15 protein-coding genes are annotated in these 14,839 nt (G+C 40.2%); 8 read left to right on the forward strand and 7 right to left on the reverse strand.

Translation table 11 applies throughout. The annotated features are described in order from the left end of the window. Positions 1–3 precede the first annotated feature (3 nt). The 4 genes from lpxA to EJ995_RS09240 are packed head-to-tail and all read right to left on the reverse strand — an operon-like array spanning position 4 to position 4,441. Complete coding sequence (gene lpxA, locus EJ995_RS09225; protein WP_126447829.1) at positions 4–789, reverse strand: acyl-ACP--UDP-N-acetylglucosamine O-acyltransferase; 786 nt, start codon at positions 787–789, stop codon at positions 4–6. Continuing rightward, entirely contained in the window at positions 789–2,189 is a 1,401-nt protein-coding gene (locus EJ995_RS09230; protein WP_126447831.1) for a bifunctional UDP-3-O-[3-hydroxymyristoyl] N-acetylglucosamine deacetylase/3-hydroxyacyl-ACP dehydratase, read from the reverse strand. Before EJ995_RS09230 ends, lpxA begins: the two co-directional genes overlap by 1 nt. Then, positions 2,190–3,212 carry a UDP-3-O-(3-hydroxymyristoyl)glucosamine N-acyltransferase gene (gene lpxD / locus EJ995_RS09235; protein ID WP_126447833.1) on the reverse strand — a complete coding sequence of 341 codons (1,023 nt, stop codon included), beginning with the start codon at positions 3,210–3,212 and terminating at the stop codon, positions 2,190–2,192. It abuts the gene before it with no gap. A 23-nt stretch (positions 3,213–3,235) separates the two neighbouring features. Beyond that, positions 3,236–4,441: an HD domain-containing protein gene (locus EJ995_RS09240; protein ID WP_126447835.1), complete on the reverse strand. Its 1,206-nt coding sequence runs from the start codon at positions 4,439–4,441 to the stop codon at positions 3,236–3,238. A gap of 28 nt (positions 4,442–4,469) precedes the next feature. On the opposite strand from EJ995_RS09240, the gene porX reads away from it, so the two are divergent. Both porX and tsaE read left to right on the forward strand, forming a co-directional pair. Continuing rightward, a complete protein-coding gene (gene porX / locus EJ995_RS09245) occupies positions 4,470–6,020 on the forward strand; it encodes a T9SS response regulator signal transducer PorX (RefSeq protein ID WP_126447837.1) in 1,551 nt (516 codons plus the stop codon). Beyond that, positions 6,020–6,430: a tRNA (adenosine(37)-N6)-threonylcarbamoyltransferase complex ATPase subunit type 1 TsaE gene (tsaE, locus tag EJ995_RS09250; protein ID WP_126447839.1), complete on the forward strand. Its 411-nt coding sequence runs from the start codon at positions 6,020–6,022 to the stop codon at positions 6,428–6,430. The genes porX and tsaE overlap by 1 nt, the downstream gene beginning before the upstream one ends. Positions 6,431–6,484: 54 nt before the next feature. On the opposite strand, the gene EJ995_RS09255 is transcribed toward tsaE, so the two are convergent. Then, the gene (locus EJ995_RS09255) at positions 6,485–6,763 is read right to left on the reverse strand and encodes a hypothetical protein (protein ID WP_126447841.1); all 279 of its coding nucleotides are present in this window, start codon (positions 6,761–6,763) and stop codon (positions 6,485–6,487) included. A gap of 98 nt (positions 6,764–6,861) precedes the next feature. On the opposite strand from EJ995_RS09255, the gene EJ995_RS13250 reads away from it, so the two are divergent. From EJ995_RS13250 to EJ995_RS09270, 3 genes are read left to right on the forward strand one after another with little or no spacing between them, the layout of a single operon-like run. Beyond that, entirely contained in the window at positions 6,862–7,173 is a 312-nt protein-coding gene (locus tag EJ995_RS13250) for a hypothetical protein (protein WP_241234621.1), read from the forward strand. Positions 7,174–7,199: 26 nt separating this feature from the next. Continuing rightward, entirely contained in the window at positions 7,200–8,399 is a 1,200-nt protein-coding gene (locus tag EJ995_RS09265) for an alanine dehydrogenase (RefSeq protein ID WP_126447845.1), read from the forward strand. A 9-nt stretch (positions 8,400–8,408) separates the two neighbouring features. Beyond that, positions 8,409–8,789: a DUF4258 domain-containing protein gene (locus EJ995_RS09270; RefSeq protein ID WP_126447847.1), complete on the forward strand. Its 381-nt coding sequence runs from the start codon at positions 8,409–8,411 to the stop codon at positions 8,787–8,789. Here EJ995_RS09270 and EJ995_RS09275 read toward each other — a convergent pair. Beyond that, positions 8,786–9,955: a proline dehydrogenase family protein gene (locus EJ995_RS09275; protein ID WP_126447849.1), complete on the reverse strand. Its 1,170-nt coding sequence runs from the start codon at positions 9,953–9,955 to the stop codon at positions 8,786–8,788. The two genes, EJ995_RS09270 and EJ995_RS09275, sit on opposite strands and share 4 nt — an antisense overlap. A gap of 146 nt (positions 9,956–10,101) precedes the next feature. Between EJ995_RS09275 and aroB the strand changes: the two genes are divergently transcribed. Beyond that, the gene (gene aroB / locus EJ995_RS09280) at positions 10,102–11,172 is read left to right on the forward strand and encodes a 3-dehydroquinate synthase (RefSeq protein ID WP_126447851.1); all 1,071 of its coding nucleotides are present in this window, start codon (positions 10,102–10,104) and stop codon (positions 11,170–11,172) included. 72 nt (positions 11,173–11,244) lie between these two features. Further along, on the forward strand, positions 11,245–11,565 hold the full coding sequence (locus tag EJ995_RS09285) for a hypothetical protein (protein ID WP_126447853.1): 321 nt from the start codon (positions 11,245–11,247) through the stop codon (positions 11,563–11,565). A 132-nt stretch (positions 11,566–11,697) separates the two neighbouring features. Here EJ995_RS09285 and sucC read toward each other — a convergent pair whose 3' ends face one another. Next, positions 11,698–12,891: an ADP-forming succinate--CoA ligase subunit beta gene (gene sucC, locus EJ995_RS09290; RefSeq protein ID WP_126447855.1), complete on the reverse strand. Its 1,194-nt coding sequence runs from the start codon at positions 12,889–12,891 to the stop codon at positions 11,698–11,700. A 692-nt stretch (positions 12,892–13,583) separates the two neighbouring features. On the opposite strand from sucC, the gene lysA reads away from it, so the two are divergent. Next, positions 13,584–14,816, forward strand: coding sequence for a diaminopimelate decarboxylase (lysA, locus tag EJ995_RS09295; RefSeq protein WP_126447857.1), 1,233 nt, complete (start codon positions 13,584–13,586; stop codon positions 14,814–14,816). Positions 14,817–14,839: the final 23 nt, after the last annotated feature.

A 14,839-nucleotide genomic window follows, 5' to 3' on the forward strand; every position in this document is an offset into this window, starting at 1 on the left:
ATGTTAGTTACTTCCTAGGTATCCTCTCATGATACCTCGTTTTGAGTTTTTAATAAATTCTAATATTTCGTCACGCTCAGTGGTGGCGCTCATCTCTGCCTCGATGATTTCGACGGCCTGTGAGACGTTATAGTTCTTTTGATATAGGATTCTGAAGATATCCTGTATCTCACGTATTTTTTCTAATTGAAATCCACGACGTCTCAACCCTACCGAATTAATACCTACATAACTTAACGGTTCGCGACCAGCCTTAACATACGGTGGTACATCTTTTCTCACAAGTGAGCCACCAGTCACGAAAGAGTGACTACCTACTTGACAGAATTGCTGTACGGCAGCCATACCTGCCAAAACCACGTGATCACCAACGGTGATGTGGCCAGCTAGTGTACTATTGTTTGAAAAAATACAGTGATCACCAACGATACAATCATGGGCAATATGACAGTAAGCCATAATCCAGCAATTGTTACCGATGACGGTCTTACCGCGATCGCTCGTACCACGATTGATGGTAACACATTCTCTTATGGTTGTGTTATCTCCTATAATAGTTACCGTATCCTCATCTTCAAACTTCTTGTCTTGTGGGATGGCACTGATTACAGCGCCTGGAAAAATGCTCACATTTTTACCTATGCGAGCACCTTCCATGATGGTTACATTGGATCCAATCCACGTGCCATCGCCAATTACAACATCATTATGAATGGTTGTAAAGGGTTCAATGACCACATTTTTGGCAATTTTGGCTCCTGGATGGACGTATGCTAGTGGTTGATTCATTATTTGACTTTTGAAATTTGTGCCATGAGTTCTGCCTCTGCACATAAAACTCCGTTTGCGTACGCGTACGCTTGCATGTGGGCAATTCCTCTTCTTATAGGTGTTATTAATTCCGCCTTAAAGATGAGTGTATCGCCTGGAGATACCATGCGTTTAAATTTGACGTTGTCCATTTTCATGAAAAAGGTCAAATAGTTTTCGGGATCTGGTACGGTGCTTAAAACTAGAATACCACCATTTTGCGCCATTGCCTCAACAATAAGCACTCCTGGCATCACGGGTTTGCCAGGAAAATGACCTACAAAGAACGGCTCGTTCATTGTGACATTCTTAAGACCGATCACCTCAGTATCTGTAAGCTTAAATATTTTATCAACTAATAAGAATGGTGGTCTATGCGGCAACACTTCCATGATCTTCACAGTATCCATAAGTGGCTCTGCATGTATATCAACTACGGGAACGTTGTCTCGTATTTCTTTCTTAATGATTTTAGAAAGCTTTTTGGCAAACTGTGTATTGACATAATGGCCTGGCTTAGTCGCGATGACTTTACCTCTTATGCGATAGCCGACTAATGCTAGATCTCCTATAACATCCAGCAGCTTGTGTCTCGCTGCCTCATTAGGATGATGCAATGTCAGGTTGTCAAGAATACCATTAGGCTTGATGGAAATATTCTCTTTGTTAAAGGCCTTTTTGAGACTGTTCATTGTCTTTTCAGAAAGCTCTTTGTCTACATATACAATGGCATTGTTGAGATCGCCACCTTGAATCAATCCATGATCAAGCAACATTTCAATCTCATGTAAAAAACTAAATGTTCTTGAACTAGAGATCTCTTTCTTAAAATCAGAAAGTTTATTAAGCGTAGCGTTTTGAGTACCAAGGACTTTAGTACCAAAGTCCACCATAGTGGTGACCTGATAATTATCGGCAGGCATCAGTATTATCTCACTACCCGTTTCTTCATCCTTGTAAGAGATAATGTCCTTTACCACAAACTCCTTACGCACCTTATCTAATTCTTTCTTACCAGCTTTTTCAAGAGCTTCTACAAAGAATTTTGAGGATCCATCCATTATCGGTGGCTCGCTACTGTTTATTTCTATTAGACAGTTGTCTATTTCCATTCCTACCAATGCCGCAAGAACGTGCTCACAGGTATTGATTTGAACCCCATTTTTATCTAACGTAGTTCCTCGCTTAGTATCAGTCACATAACTAGCTGAAGCTTCAATCACTGGTTGCCCTTCAAGATCTGATCTCTGGAAAGCATATCCGTGATCTGCTGGTGCTGGTTTGAAGTTGAGAGTTACCGATTTGCCGGTATGCAAGCCAACACCTGTTAGCTCTACCTCTTTTTCAATAGTGGTTTGCTTAAATTCTGTTGCCGTCATTTATGCGTTTATATTTTTCTCGACTGCGCGCAGTCGTTGTTCTATAGTTGGTAAATTTTTAAAATTGACATAGGATCTATTCCATGAACCGTAGTCAAAAGCTGGTGAGCCTTGAATGTTGGAATTATCTTTAATATTCTTTCCAATACCACTTTGAGCCTGGACACCTACATTATCACCTATGGTAATATGACCGGCAATACCTACTTGACCACCTATACGGCAGTTTTTCCCAATTTTAGCAGATCCTGCGATCCCAGTTTGGGAAGCGATGACGGTATTTTCTCCTATTTCAACATTGTGAGCTACCTGTATCTGGTTATCTAGCTTCACTCCTTTTCTAATAATGGTACTGCCTAAAGTGGCTCTATCAATAGTGGTTAACGCACCTATATCAACAAAATCCTCTAAAATAACATTACCTGTTTGTGGCACTTTGGAATAGCTACCATCTTCATTAGGTGAAAAACCAAAACCGTCGGCACCAATAACGCATCCAGAATTGATGACTACGCTGTTTCCTATGATGGTATCAGACATGATTTTTGCACCAGAATAAATCACACAATTATCTCCGATAGTGACATTCTCTGCAATATGAACGTTGGGAAATATCTTAACTCCATTACCGATTTTCACATTCTCAGATATATAACTAAACGCTCCTAGATAAATATCCTGCGCAACCGTTACTGATTCATGGACAAAGCTAGGCTGCTCGATGCCAGATTTATTAAGCTTGGCAGCTTGATAGTACTCTAATAAAGTGGAAAATGCCTTGTATGAATCCTTGACTTTTATCAGGGCACAAGAAATCTCTTGTTCTGGCACAAAAGTATCATTGACAATAACAGCTGTTGCCTGAGTGGTATAAATGTATGAGGTGTATTTGGGATTTGATAGAAAGCTCAAACTACCATGAGTTCCTTCTTCTATCTTAGAAAGTTTATCCACTTGTTTTTGTGGATCACCGACAACGGTTCCTTCTAGAATTCCAGCAATCTGTTCAAGACTAAATTTCATTGAAACAAAAGTAAGGATTTAAATCAATCTTGATTTTTGGGATAGCAATAGTAATGTTTTGAAACACTTTGTCCCAATGCTTTAAAGCTAGGTTCTTTACTAGCCCTTAAAAACTCTTTGATCTTTCCTGTTTTGGTAAGGATTTTTATGGGTTTCGCTTTCGCGTAAGCGGTATTATCAACCACACCGCTAAACACAAAATAAGCAGCCTCGTGAGTACTGAAGTTGTACGCCGTCATTAATTTCTCAATCTTACTATTGATTTTTTTATTCGAAATCTCAGTTTTTGAAAACTTGATTTTAAGCAATTGTCGATTCAATATCATGGTGCACAATTCACGCAGGACATGATCATCATTTTGCATATTAGCTTTGAGCAAGTGGATGATATCGCTGTCGTCAATTAAAGCAAATTGCTTTAAACTAAATTCCTGATGTCCAAAAAACGGTTTGAGCGTCATAGGAATATGAACTTCGTGCTCTAGCTGCACCAGTTCGTGCACTCGTTTGATGACTGACTGCAGTAAATGTTCTGCTCCTATTCCCGTTTTATGTAAATAGACTTGCCAGTACATCAAACGACGGCCTGACAGGAAGTTCTCAACGCTATACAGGGCTTTTTCCTCTACCACTAGTTGGTCATCAACAACGTTGAGCATACTGATGAGTCGCTGGCTGTTGATATTACCTTCTGCAACACCTGTATAAAAACTATCTCGCTTTAAGTAATCTAATCGATCAATATCCAGCTGGCTTGAAATGAGCTCCAGCATGAACGGTCGATGATACTCACCTTTAAATATTTGAATTGCTAGGGTTAAACTCCCGTTAAAAAGGTCGTTCAACTCTTCCATATATAGGAGCGATATTTCCTCGTGGCTTTTGCTTGAAACCAGCAGATTTTCCAGCGCATGGCTAAATGGCCCGTGACCTATATCGTGTAATAAAATAGCCTTATACAATGCGTCCTCTTCACTTGCAGATATTTCAACCGCCTTGCTTCTAAGTACTTGAACCGCTTTTTGCATTAAGTGTAAACAGCCTAGAGCATGATGAAATCGTGTATGGTGTGCTCCAGGATACACCAGATAACTCAAGCCCATTTGAGTGATGCGACGCAACCGCTGGAAGTATGGATGCTCGATCAATCTATAGATCTCATCGCTTGGGATTGAAATAAACCCGTAGATGGGATCGTTTAATATTTTAAGTTTGTTGGGCTGTTTCAAACGCTACAGTTTTAATCAAAGATACTATATGGCTGCAATCAAAATATTATGGGTAGATGATGAAGTTGATCTACTCAAACCGCACATCATTTTTTTAGAATCCAAGGGTTATTCCATCGACACCAGAATCTCAGGAAGTGAGGCTCTTGAGGCGATTGATGAAGAGTTATACGACATAGTTCTTCTGGATGAAAATATGCCAGGTATCACTGGTCTTGAAACTTTGCATGAAATCAAGGAAAAACAAGCTAATCTTCCAGTCATCATGATTACCAAAAGTGAGGAAGAATACATCATGGAAGAAGCCATAGGTTCAAAGATTGCCGATTATCTGATTAAACCGGTGAACCCTAATCAAATTTTGCTTTCTCTCAAAAAGAATCTGGATCATTCAAGACTAGTGAATGCAAAGACCACTAGTGATTACCAGCGAGAATTCCGTAAGATAGCAATGGATTTGTCGATGATCAATAGTTATGATGAATGGGTGCAGCTGTATCAAAAGTTGCTCTTTTGGGAACTTGAACTAGAAGATATTGACGACACAGGAATGTTTGAAATATTGACGGCTCAAAAAACAGAGGCCAATCAACAATTCTGCAAATTTATTGATCGCAATTATTCCGGCTGGTTTGACGATGAAGAAGACGCGCCTACCTTGAGTCATACTTTATTTAAACAAAGGGTTGCACCACATCTTAAAGAGAAACAACCTGTGTTACTAGTCGTTATTGATAATTTAAGGTATGATCAATTCAAGGCGTTTGAAAATATCATCAATAATCATTACAAGAAAGTTGAAGAGGATCCATACTGTTCTATTTTACCTACGGCAACACAGTATGCGCGCAATGCCATATTCTCTGGACTCATGCCGGCAGATATGGAAAAAAGACATCCTAATTTGTGGCTCAACGATACCGATGAAGGTGGTAAGAATATGCACGAGAACGAGTTCCTAGAAGCGCAGCTCAAACGATTAGGGTTAAACATCAACCATCAATATCATAAGATTACCAATGAGAGCAGTGGCCGCAAGCTAGCGGAGAATTTCAAAACTCAAAAGGATAATGATCTCACGGTGATCGTTTATAATTTTGTGGATATGTTATCACATTCTAAAACCGAGATGGAAGTCATCAAGGATCTTGCAAGCACTGATAAATCCTATAGGTCTCTTACCGTTAGTTGGTTCAAGAACTCGCCATTGTTAGAAATGATACAGCGCGGTCAAGAAATGGGCATGAAACTCATACTTACAACCGATCACGGTACGATCAACGTATCGCAACCTAGTAAGGTGGTTGGCGACAAGAACACAAGTTTGAATCTGCGTTATAAGACCGGTCGCAGCTTGAGTTATGAAGACAAAGACGTGGTTGCCGCAACAGACCCGGCAACTATTAAGCTACCTAAGATCAATATGAGCAGTAGCTTCATATTTGCCAAGGGTGATCTATTCTTTGCCTATCCCAACAACTATAACCATTATGTAAGCTATTATCGCAATACTTATCAACATGGTGGTGTCTCGTTAGAAGAAATGCTTATTCCCTACGCGGTTTTTACTCCTAGATAATGGAATATACTCTCGATCAGATTGATGAGGCAGCGCAGTATGTTCTTGCTTGCGCGAAAGCTGACACATTATTATTTCCAGCAGAAATGGGAACAGGTAAGACAACACTTATCAAGGCTATTTGCAAGCTGGCTGGTGTGCAAGACGAAATCACCTCACCTACGTTTAGTCTTGTGAATGAGTATCAAGCCTCGCGTAACAAAATTTTCCACTTTGATTTGTACAGAATCAAGTCACTCGATGAACTACACGATATAGGAGTTGAAGATTATTTGGACAGTGCTCATTTAAAACTCGTTGAGTGGCCAGAGGTTTTGATGCCGCTTCTTACTCGTTATCAGTTAATCGATATGCAAATTATTGATAAAAACAAAAGAGCTGTTCGAGTAAGTGATGTCGTTAATCGATAAAAAGTTTTATCTTTAAGCAACGTTTTATGTTAGTATTAAGAGATATTGAGTCTTTTAACTAGTAATACTGTTTTTTACCCATGGTTTTAACATAACGGTAAAAAAAAGAGGTTGTGCGATTAGGTTTGTCTCAACAAATAACTTAAACCTCAATATCATGACTAAGAAATCACTCAAAGCTTTTGCATTTTTATCTCTATTTGCAGTATCTTTAGCTGCAACAGCAACAACTTTCTCACCTGAAGACACAGCTAAAAAAGACATCGAAAAAGCGAGGATCAAGTTACCTAGTCGCGGGTAGTTTTGTGGCAGTAATACTAGCCATAACTCCATACTTTTTTTATTTATATGAAATTGTTCCCGATCAGAAGATTTGGAACAATTTTTTATTTGAATACGAGTCAGGTTGGTATGAATCTGCAACCCTGTCGATGTGGACGATCATGGGTAAGTTTATTCCATTCTACTTGATGGTTCTTTGGTTCTTAACTTGTAAACACTGGTGGTATCACTGCATTATTATTCCAATGGCAATGTTTGCATTTCAAATGTATAGTGCCATCAATGACGATCTAGAGTTTATGGATCAATCTGATGAACTAGCTTTTCTGGTTCCCGTAGTTATTGCCGCACTATCCATGAGTTATCTGGCGCGTACTGTCGTATTTGACAAAGTTCACGGTATTGATATTTCAGAAATTGAACAAGGAATAAAGAAACCTAGTGATAGATTCTTTAAATAAAAAAGAACCCAAACAAGCTTTCTCCCATGGGCTCTATTCAAACACCTTTTACTAAGGATCAACTCATACCGCAAGAAGAGCGGTTAGAAATACAACGTAGCAAAAAGGAATTGCTCATTGGGATCCCTAAGGAAAACCAGCAGTATGAAAAGCGCATTTGTCTTACACCAGATGCCGTTGCTGCTATCACTGCACACGGCCATCGCATATTGTTTGAAAAAGGTGCTGGTAGTGAGAGTAATTTCACAGACCAGCAATACCTAGACGCAGGTGCAGAACTTACGGCTGATAAAAGCAAGGTTTTTTCCTGTCCTACTATTCTCAAAGTAGCTCCACCTAGCACAGAAGAGATAGACTTGATCAAACCACAAACAGTTTTGATAAGTGCCCTGCAACTCAAGACTAGGAATAAATCATACTTTGAAAAATTAGCTGCCAAAAAAGTCACGGCACTAGCTTTTGAATTTATTCAAGATGAGCACGGACATCATGTTGCAACTACAGCTCTTAGTGAGATATCAGGGGTAGCATCAGTCCTCATTGCTGCAGAGCTTCTCACAAGCGGTGCAAATCGTACTGGACAATTATTCGGTAACATAACGGGCGTTCCACCTATAGAGGTAGTTGTCATGGGTGCTGGCGTGGTAGGTGAATTTGCCATACGCACTGCTATTGGTCTAGGAGCCAATGTCAAGGTTTTTGATAACAGCATCGCAAACTTAAGACGCGTCAAGGATAACATTAGCCAAAGTTTATATACCTCTACCCTGCAACCTAAATATTTATCCAAAGCATTACGCCGCTGCGATGTGGTCATTGCGGCTTTAAGTGGTCAAAATCGCGCCCCTGTAGTGGTTTCCCAAACCATGGTAGAAAACATGAAAGCTGGTGCCGTCATTATTGATATTAGTATTGACATGGGTGGTTGTTTTGAAACAAGCGAACTCACCACACATGAGAAGCCAACATTTGTAAAATACGGTGTGACACACTATTGTGTTCCCAACTTGCCGTCCAGATATTCAAGAACCGCTAGCATATCGTTGAGCAATATTTTCACTTCATACTTACTCAACATTGCAGATGACGGCGGTATTGAGCATAGCATAAGAATGGACAAAGGACTCAAGAATGGTATCTATTTATATCACGGTATCGTGACCAACAAATCTGTTGGAGAGTGGTATGACTTACCTTGCAGCGATGTAAATTTGCTCATCTTTTAAAATCACTACATGAATTTTGTTAAGCGCCTAGGATATTATATGGGCGGTTTTGCCATAGGTCTAGTATTTCTAGTTTTTTTTCTTACTGGTAAAAGAGCGCAATGCAACTGGTTTCCAGAAGATCGCGTCATGGCAGATTTTAAAAGAAAATCAATCACACTATCACCAGAAGTGCGTGAATTACTCAAAAATCAAGAGCTAGATACACTTACCATACAGATGATCCTGCTATACGGTGATGTAGATTTTTCAAAGTCAAATACAGATACTGTTCCTTGCAGCTTTTACTATGTGAATGGCAGGAAGGAAATGGAAAAAACGGCTCTTAGAGTGCGCAACTGTGATAAGATTCTTCGGGTAGAAGAAGTTATTTACGAGAAAGAAAATTAGATACCGCGGCGTTCGATTTCCTGTTCAATCAACGCTAGCTCTCTTCCTACCTGACCAGCTACAGACGTGTTTTCCTGCGCGCGACGTATTAAATAAGGCATCACATCTTTTATCGGGCCAAAAGGTAAAATCTTAAACACATTATGACGCAGCGCTGCCAGATTAAAGGATAGATTATCACTCATACCGTACAGTTGACCGAACCAAACGTCCTTATTATTTGCATCAATTCCTTTTTCCTGCAAGGTTTTCATGGCAGCCAGCGTGCTTTCTTCATTATGCGTTCCTATACATAACTTGATCACATCCAGTCGATCTAGAATAAAATGCATAACACTGTTAAAAACTTCGTCTGTTTCTTCCTTATCAGCACAAATAGGTGAAGTGTAATTGAATTGCTTTGCGCGCGCGCGTTCTTTCTCCATGTAAGCGCCTCGAACGATTTTGGCACCTACGATAAAGTCATTCTCAACCGCGTCTTTATATAACTCCTTTATGTAATCTAGGCGATCGTGACGATAACACTGTACAGTATTATAGATATAGGCTTTACCCTTATTGTACCGTGCCATCATATCTCTTATAAGTTCATCGGCGGCGTCTTGCATCCAGCTTTCTTCGCCGTCAAATAGTAAAGCAATATCACTTTCTACGGCCGTCTTACATAGTAGATCCACACGATTGATAACTCGTTCCCATTCTAATTGTTCAGGTTCTGTCAATTCTTTTTTCTCACTCAGCTTTTGCCACAAATAAAATCTACCGATGCCGGTAGGTTTCACCACCTCAAATGGTAGTGCATCATTGCTAGCTGCAGCATGAATCAAGGTTAATTTTTTACCTACGACGTTGTCAAAATCTGCCTCGCTTTCCTTGCCTTCAACGCTGTAATCAAGAATGGAACTCACACCTTTCTCATACATTGCATCGACTACCGGCATACATTCATCCTCAGTCGTACCGCCACAAAATTGATCAAACACGGTATGACGCACCAGCTTTTTTATAGGCAAGCCCATTTTAAGACCTGTCATGGTCAATTTTGAGCCCACATCAACCAGCCATTGCCTTCCCATCATGCTAAAAATGAATTGAGACTTCTTCAAATCCTTATCAGATTTCAAAGCAAATGCAGTCGCGGTATCGTTAAAAATGTTTTGATTCATAGTAGCAAATATAAATAGGTCACGGCTCCCATTTGTTAGGGAAATCATACTTTTGATGCAGTTAGAAAAATGTTGAGATGAGTAGTGATTACGCTTTCGCGAAAGCTAACTCAAACACCAACTTTCCTGCATAATCCTATATCCTCATGACCAGTATAATCAGTTCAAATTATGCCATCCATTTTGCTCAAACGGCCTATACAGAACTCAATAAATTCATCGCAAACAAGCAACCAAGCAGCATTTTTATCCTCGTGGATGAAAATACGATGCAACACTGTTATGCACCATTCATACAACAAGTAGAAACTAGTGCGCGTATAGAAGTCATTGAGGTTGAAGCTGGTGAAGAATTCAAGACCATTGATACTTGCAGTGGCGTATGGAATGCTCTCATTGAATTAGGTGTTGATCGCAACAGCCTTTTTATAAGTTTAGGTGGTGGAGTTATTACCGATCTAGGTGGATTTATAGCAGCAACCATTAAACGTGGTATAGATTTTATTCATGTACCTACTAGCTTGTTGGGTATGGTAGATGCTGCTATAGGCGGCAAGAATGGTGTAGATCTAGGTCATTTGAAAAACCAAATAGGTGTGATACAACCACCAGCGATGACACTGGTTGATCCATTGTTTCTGGATACGTTACCGCAACAACAGTTGCTTAATGGCAGTATCGAGATGTTTAAGCACGGACTCATCGCAGATCGCAGATACTGGGAAAATATGCTGGACCTGCAATTGAATTTTGATCACGACCGTCTTGATCCATTGATCTATCAATCGGTTGTTATTAAAAATGATGTCGTCATGGGCGATCCTTTTGAAAAAGGTGCTCGCAAATCTCTCAATTACGGTCATACAATAGGACATGCTATTGAATCCTACTGCATGAGCAGTCAAGATCACGAGACCTTACTACATGGTGAAGCGATTGCAGCTGGTATCCTTATAGAATCATATCTAAGCAGCCAGTTTACTGGTTTGAGCGATGCGGATTTTGATCAAATTAAAAAATGGTATCAATCTCTTGAATTGGACATAAAGTTTGATATTAAGGATGTCGAGGCGATGATTGGACTTATGGCTCACGATAAGAAAAACGTCAATGGCGAGACTAGATTTGTGTTACTGGAAAGCATAGGAGCATTTAAAACAGATTGCACCGTTCCTGTTGATGATATTCTTACTGGTTTTAAATTATACCTAAGCTAGATGAAATTGCCATCTAGATTGTGATGTCTCAATATTTTTAATAATTTCCCATTTTCAATGTAAACTCTTATCATGAGAAATGTTATTGTAGATTATAAAAAACTTACACCAGACGTCCTGCAGCTACTGGTAGAACGCTATCCTGACGGTTATGGCGATGACGATGTCATATCGTTTAAGAATCATAAGTATGAGACGATTCACGCCGTCGAGGTTAAGACTGAAGACACTAAATATCTTGTCAAAATATCGCAAAAATTAGAAATGCAAATGGAGGCATTTGACGTGGATGATTATGATGACCACCAGATGGACGACCCTGAAGCCCTACCAGAAATGGATCCCAACGAAGTAGCTGATGACGTTGCAGATGATGAAGCTGACGAAGATTAGTTAGCAGTTAGCAGTTAGCAGAAAAATATTAAAGGTTTAGAAAATTGATGCAAATACATCGCTTTTCTAAACCTTTATCTCTTTAATACTAATTCAGTAGCTACTAATTATAAGCAACCAAGAAGTAGATGACTATGCGAGTACTGCTTGTACCTTGTCTGCGGCTTCTTGGAACTGTACAGCACTTTGTACGTCCATACCACTGTTATCTATAAGTTCTTTAGCGATCTCTGCATTAGTTCCTTGTAGTCTTACAATCAATGGAACGTTCATGGCATCACCCATACTTTTCTTAGCATCGATTATTCCTTGTGCCACACGGTCACAACGTACAATACCACCAAAGATGTTGACCAATATTGCCTTTACACCTTTATCCTTTAAGATGATCTTGAATGCTTCTTCTACACGCTTAGCATCTGCAGTACCACCTACATCTAGGAAGTTTGCTGGTGATCCACCCGATTGTTTGATCAAATCCATGGTAGCCATAGCAAGTCCAGCACCGTTTACCATACATCCTACATTACCATCAAGGTCAACATAGTTCAAGCCTACAGCCTTTGCCTCTACCTCTACTGGATTTTCTTCACGTACATCACGCATTGCCTCTAGATCCTTGTGACGGAATAATGCATTCTCGTCCAAAGTGATTTTACAGTCAACTGCAATGATGCGCTCATCACTTGCCTTTAATACTGGATTGATTTCAAAAAGTGCGCTGTCAGATCCTACATAGGCTGCATATAGTTTAGAAACGAACTTGGTCATTTCCTTAAATGCCTTACCGCTCAAACCTAGATTAAAAGCAATCTTACGAGCCTGGAATCCTAAAAGACCCAATGCTGGATCTACAACCTCAGTAAATATTAAATGTGGAGTTTCTTCTGCAACTGTTTCTATGTCCATTCCACCTTCGGTAGAATACATGATCATATTTTTTCCTTGTGCACGATCTAGTAATACAGACATGTAGAATTCCTCTACCTCTACCTCACCTGGCTCATAAACATCTTCTGCGATCAACACTTGGTGAACCCTTTTACCTTCGGCAGTGGTTTGTGGAGTTACTAGATCCATACCTATAATTTCTCCAGCGATTGTTTTTACATCGTCAAGGCTTTTTGCAAGTTTTACACCACCACCTTTACCACGTCCACCAGCGTGAACCTGTGCTTTGATGACGTGCCATCCTGTACCGGTTTCCTCAGTAAGTTCCTTGGCAGCTGCAACAGCTTCATCAGCTGTAGTGGCCACTTTACCACGTTGAATGGTAACACCGTAACTAGCTAAAATTTCTTTTCCTTGATATTCGTGAAGGTTCATATATGTTGTTTAATTACTGTAATTGTTTGAGCAAAAATAATGAAGCATATCGCTATTGCGAAATTATTACCCTTAAAAGGATGTTAGTTGTTGGTGTGGTAGGTATCACTATTGTTTTTGGTTCATGTTTGTTCTTAATATCTTGAATCCTTTGCTTGACAACCAAGGTTTCACGACTGCACTTCGACTAAGCTCAGTGACCGTCGTTAGAAATAGTTTCCTACGCGATTACGTGGAGTCAGATGCTGAAATAAATTCAGCATGACAAACATGGTTGTGATTGTCACCCTGAATTTATTTCAGGGTCTGTGCGATGTTCTGACCCATGTCAGATGCTGAAACCAGTTCAGCATGACAGAAGTTTGCTGCGTTAGGGACCTGCCTGTCGTGCCTCGGGCAGGCAGGTTGTAGTGAAAAACCTTTTTAAGCCTTTTTTACAGGAAACATTTTGGCTTAAAAAGATTGCAGCGGAAAGCCCGGCCGCAGGCGCTGCGATGAGCAGTGCCGTAGTGCAACGCCCAATTGAAAAACACCATGAAAGCTAAAGCGAAAAACAACATCTTAACTCAAGTTATAAATGGCCTGTAACCACGCAAAATAACGATGCGCTCTATAAACTTCTCGTTAATAATAGGGTAAAATGGTCTTGCCCTATTACTTTTGTTGGCTTAATCAATTTTAATCGCATAACAATGAATGCACAAGATCTATTAAACATTGCACAGGAACACGGTAGTCCTGTCTATGTCTATGATGCGGCGACGATGGTGTCGCAGTATGAACGTTTGACGTCCGCTTTTGCGAAAGTGGAAAACCTTAGAATTCACTACGCTGTAAAGGCGTTGTCAAACATTTCTATCTTGAAGCTTTTTAAACAGTTAGGCGCCAGACTCGATACCGTGAGTCTACAGGAAGTCAAGCTGGGTCTAGCGGCTGGCGTGGATCCCGCTAAAATTATCTATACGCCTAATGGCGTTTCCCTTGAGGAAATTGAGCGCGTGGCTGAGATGGGCGTGCAGATCAATATTGACAATTTATCTATTCTTGAACAATTTGGTGCCAAGCATCCTACGGTTCCCGTTTGTGTGCGTATCAACCCGCATGTAATGGCTGGTGGTAATGCTAATATTAGCGTTGGGCATATTGATTCTAAGTTTGGTATTTCCATTCATCAAATTCCGCTATTGTTGCGCATCGTCGAGAATACAGGCATGAAAGTGAATGGCGTGCATATGCATACCGGTAGCGATATTCTGGATATAGGCGTGTTTTTATACGCAACGGAAATTCTTTTTGAAACGGCGGCGAAGTTTAAGGATCTGGAATTTATTGACTTTGGCAGTGGTTTTAAGGTTCCTTATAAGGAAGGCGATGTATCGACTGATATTGAAGAACTAGGCGATCAACTGAGCGATAGGTTCAATGAATTTTGTAAGTCCTATGGTAAGGATATAGCGCTGGCGTTTGAGCCTGGTAAGTTTCTGGTATCGCAATCGGGCCACTTTCTGGCTCAAGTGAATGTGATCAAGCAGACGACGAGCACGGTTTTCGCACACATAGATACTGGTTTTAACCACTTGATACGTCCTATGATGTATGGTTCCTACCATGGTATTACCAACATATCTAACATAGATGGTAAAAACCGATTCTATAGCGTGGTAGGCTACATCTGTGAAACGGACACGTTTGCTAACAACAGACAAATTTCAGAAATCGCCGAAGGTGATATCCTGTCGTTCTCTAATGCGGGTGCGTACTGTTTCTCCATGGCTAGCAATTACAACAGCCGCTACAGACCTGCTGAGGTGCTATGGCACAACGGCAAAGCCCACTTGATACGTGAGCGCGAGACGTTTGACGACATCTTGAACAAGCAAGTGGATGTTGAGATTGAAGTGGGTGGCGAGTTTGTTGAAGCTTAGTTTGCATCATATTATTAGATATG

Source organism: Nonlabens ponticola (assembly GCF_003966335.1).
Taxonomy (GTDB): domain Bacteria; phylum Bacteroidota; class Bacteroidia; order Flavobacteriales; family Flavobacteriaceae; genus Nonlabens; species Nonlabens ponticola.

Coding starts and splice junctions, on each gene's coding strand:
- EJ995_RS09285 (WP_126447853.1), top strand. CDS start 11,245: ATGAGAAATGTTATTGTAGATTATAAAAAACTTACACCAGACGTCCTG.
- EJ995_RS13250 (WP_241234621.1), top strand. CDS start 6,862: ATGTGGACGATCATGGGTAAGTTTATTCCATTCTACTTGATGGTTCTT.
- EJ995_RS09230 (WP_126447831.1), bottom strand. CDS start 2,189: ATGACGGCAACAGAATTTAAGCAAACCACTATTGAAAAAGAGGTAGAG.
- aroB (WP_126447851.1), top strand. CDS start 10,102: ATGACCAGTATAATCAGTTCAAATTATGCCATCCATTTTGCTCAAACG.
- porX (WP_126447837.1), top strand. CDS start 4,470: ATGGCTGCAATCAAAATATTATGGGTAGATGATGAAGTTGATCTACTC.
- EJ995_RS09270 (WP_126447847.1), top strand. CDS start 8,409: ATGAATTTTGTTAAGCGCCTAGGATATTATATGGGCGGTTTTGCCATA.
- EJ995_RS09265 (WP_126447845.1), top strand. CDS start 7,200: ATGGGCTCTATTCAAACACCTTTTACTAAGGATCAACTCATACCGCAA.
- lpxD (WP_126447833.1), bottom strand. CDS start 3,212: ATGAAATTTAGTCTTGAACAGATTGCTGGAATTCTAGAAGGAACCGTT.
- tsaE (WP_126447839.1), top strand. CDS start 6,020: ATGGAATATACTCTCGATCAGATTGATGAGGCAGCGCAGTATGTTCTT.
- EJ995_RS09275 (WP_126447849.1), bottom strand. CDS start 9,955: ATGAATCAAAACATTTTTAACGATACCGCGACTGCATTTGCTTTGAAA.
- EJ995_RS09255 (WP_126447841.1), bottom strand. CDS start 6,763: ATGGAGTTATGGCTAGTATTACTGCCACAAAACTACCCGCGACTAGGT.
- lpxA (WP_126447829.1), bottom strand. CDS start 789: ATGAATCAACCACTAGCATACGTCCATCCAGGAGCCAAAATTGCCAAA.
- lysA (WP_126447857.1), top strand. CDS start 13,584: ATGAATGCACAAGATCTATTAAACATTGCACAGGAACACGGTAGTCCT.
- sucC (WP_126447855.1), bottom strand. CDS start 12,891: ATGAACCTTCACGAATATCAAGGAAAAGAAATTTTAGCTAGTTACGGT.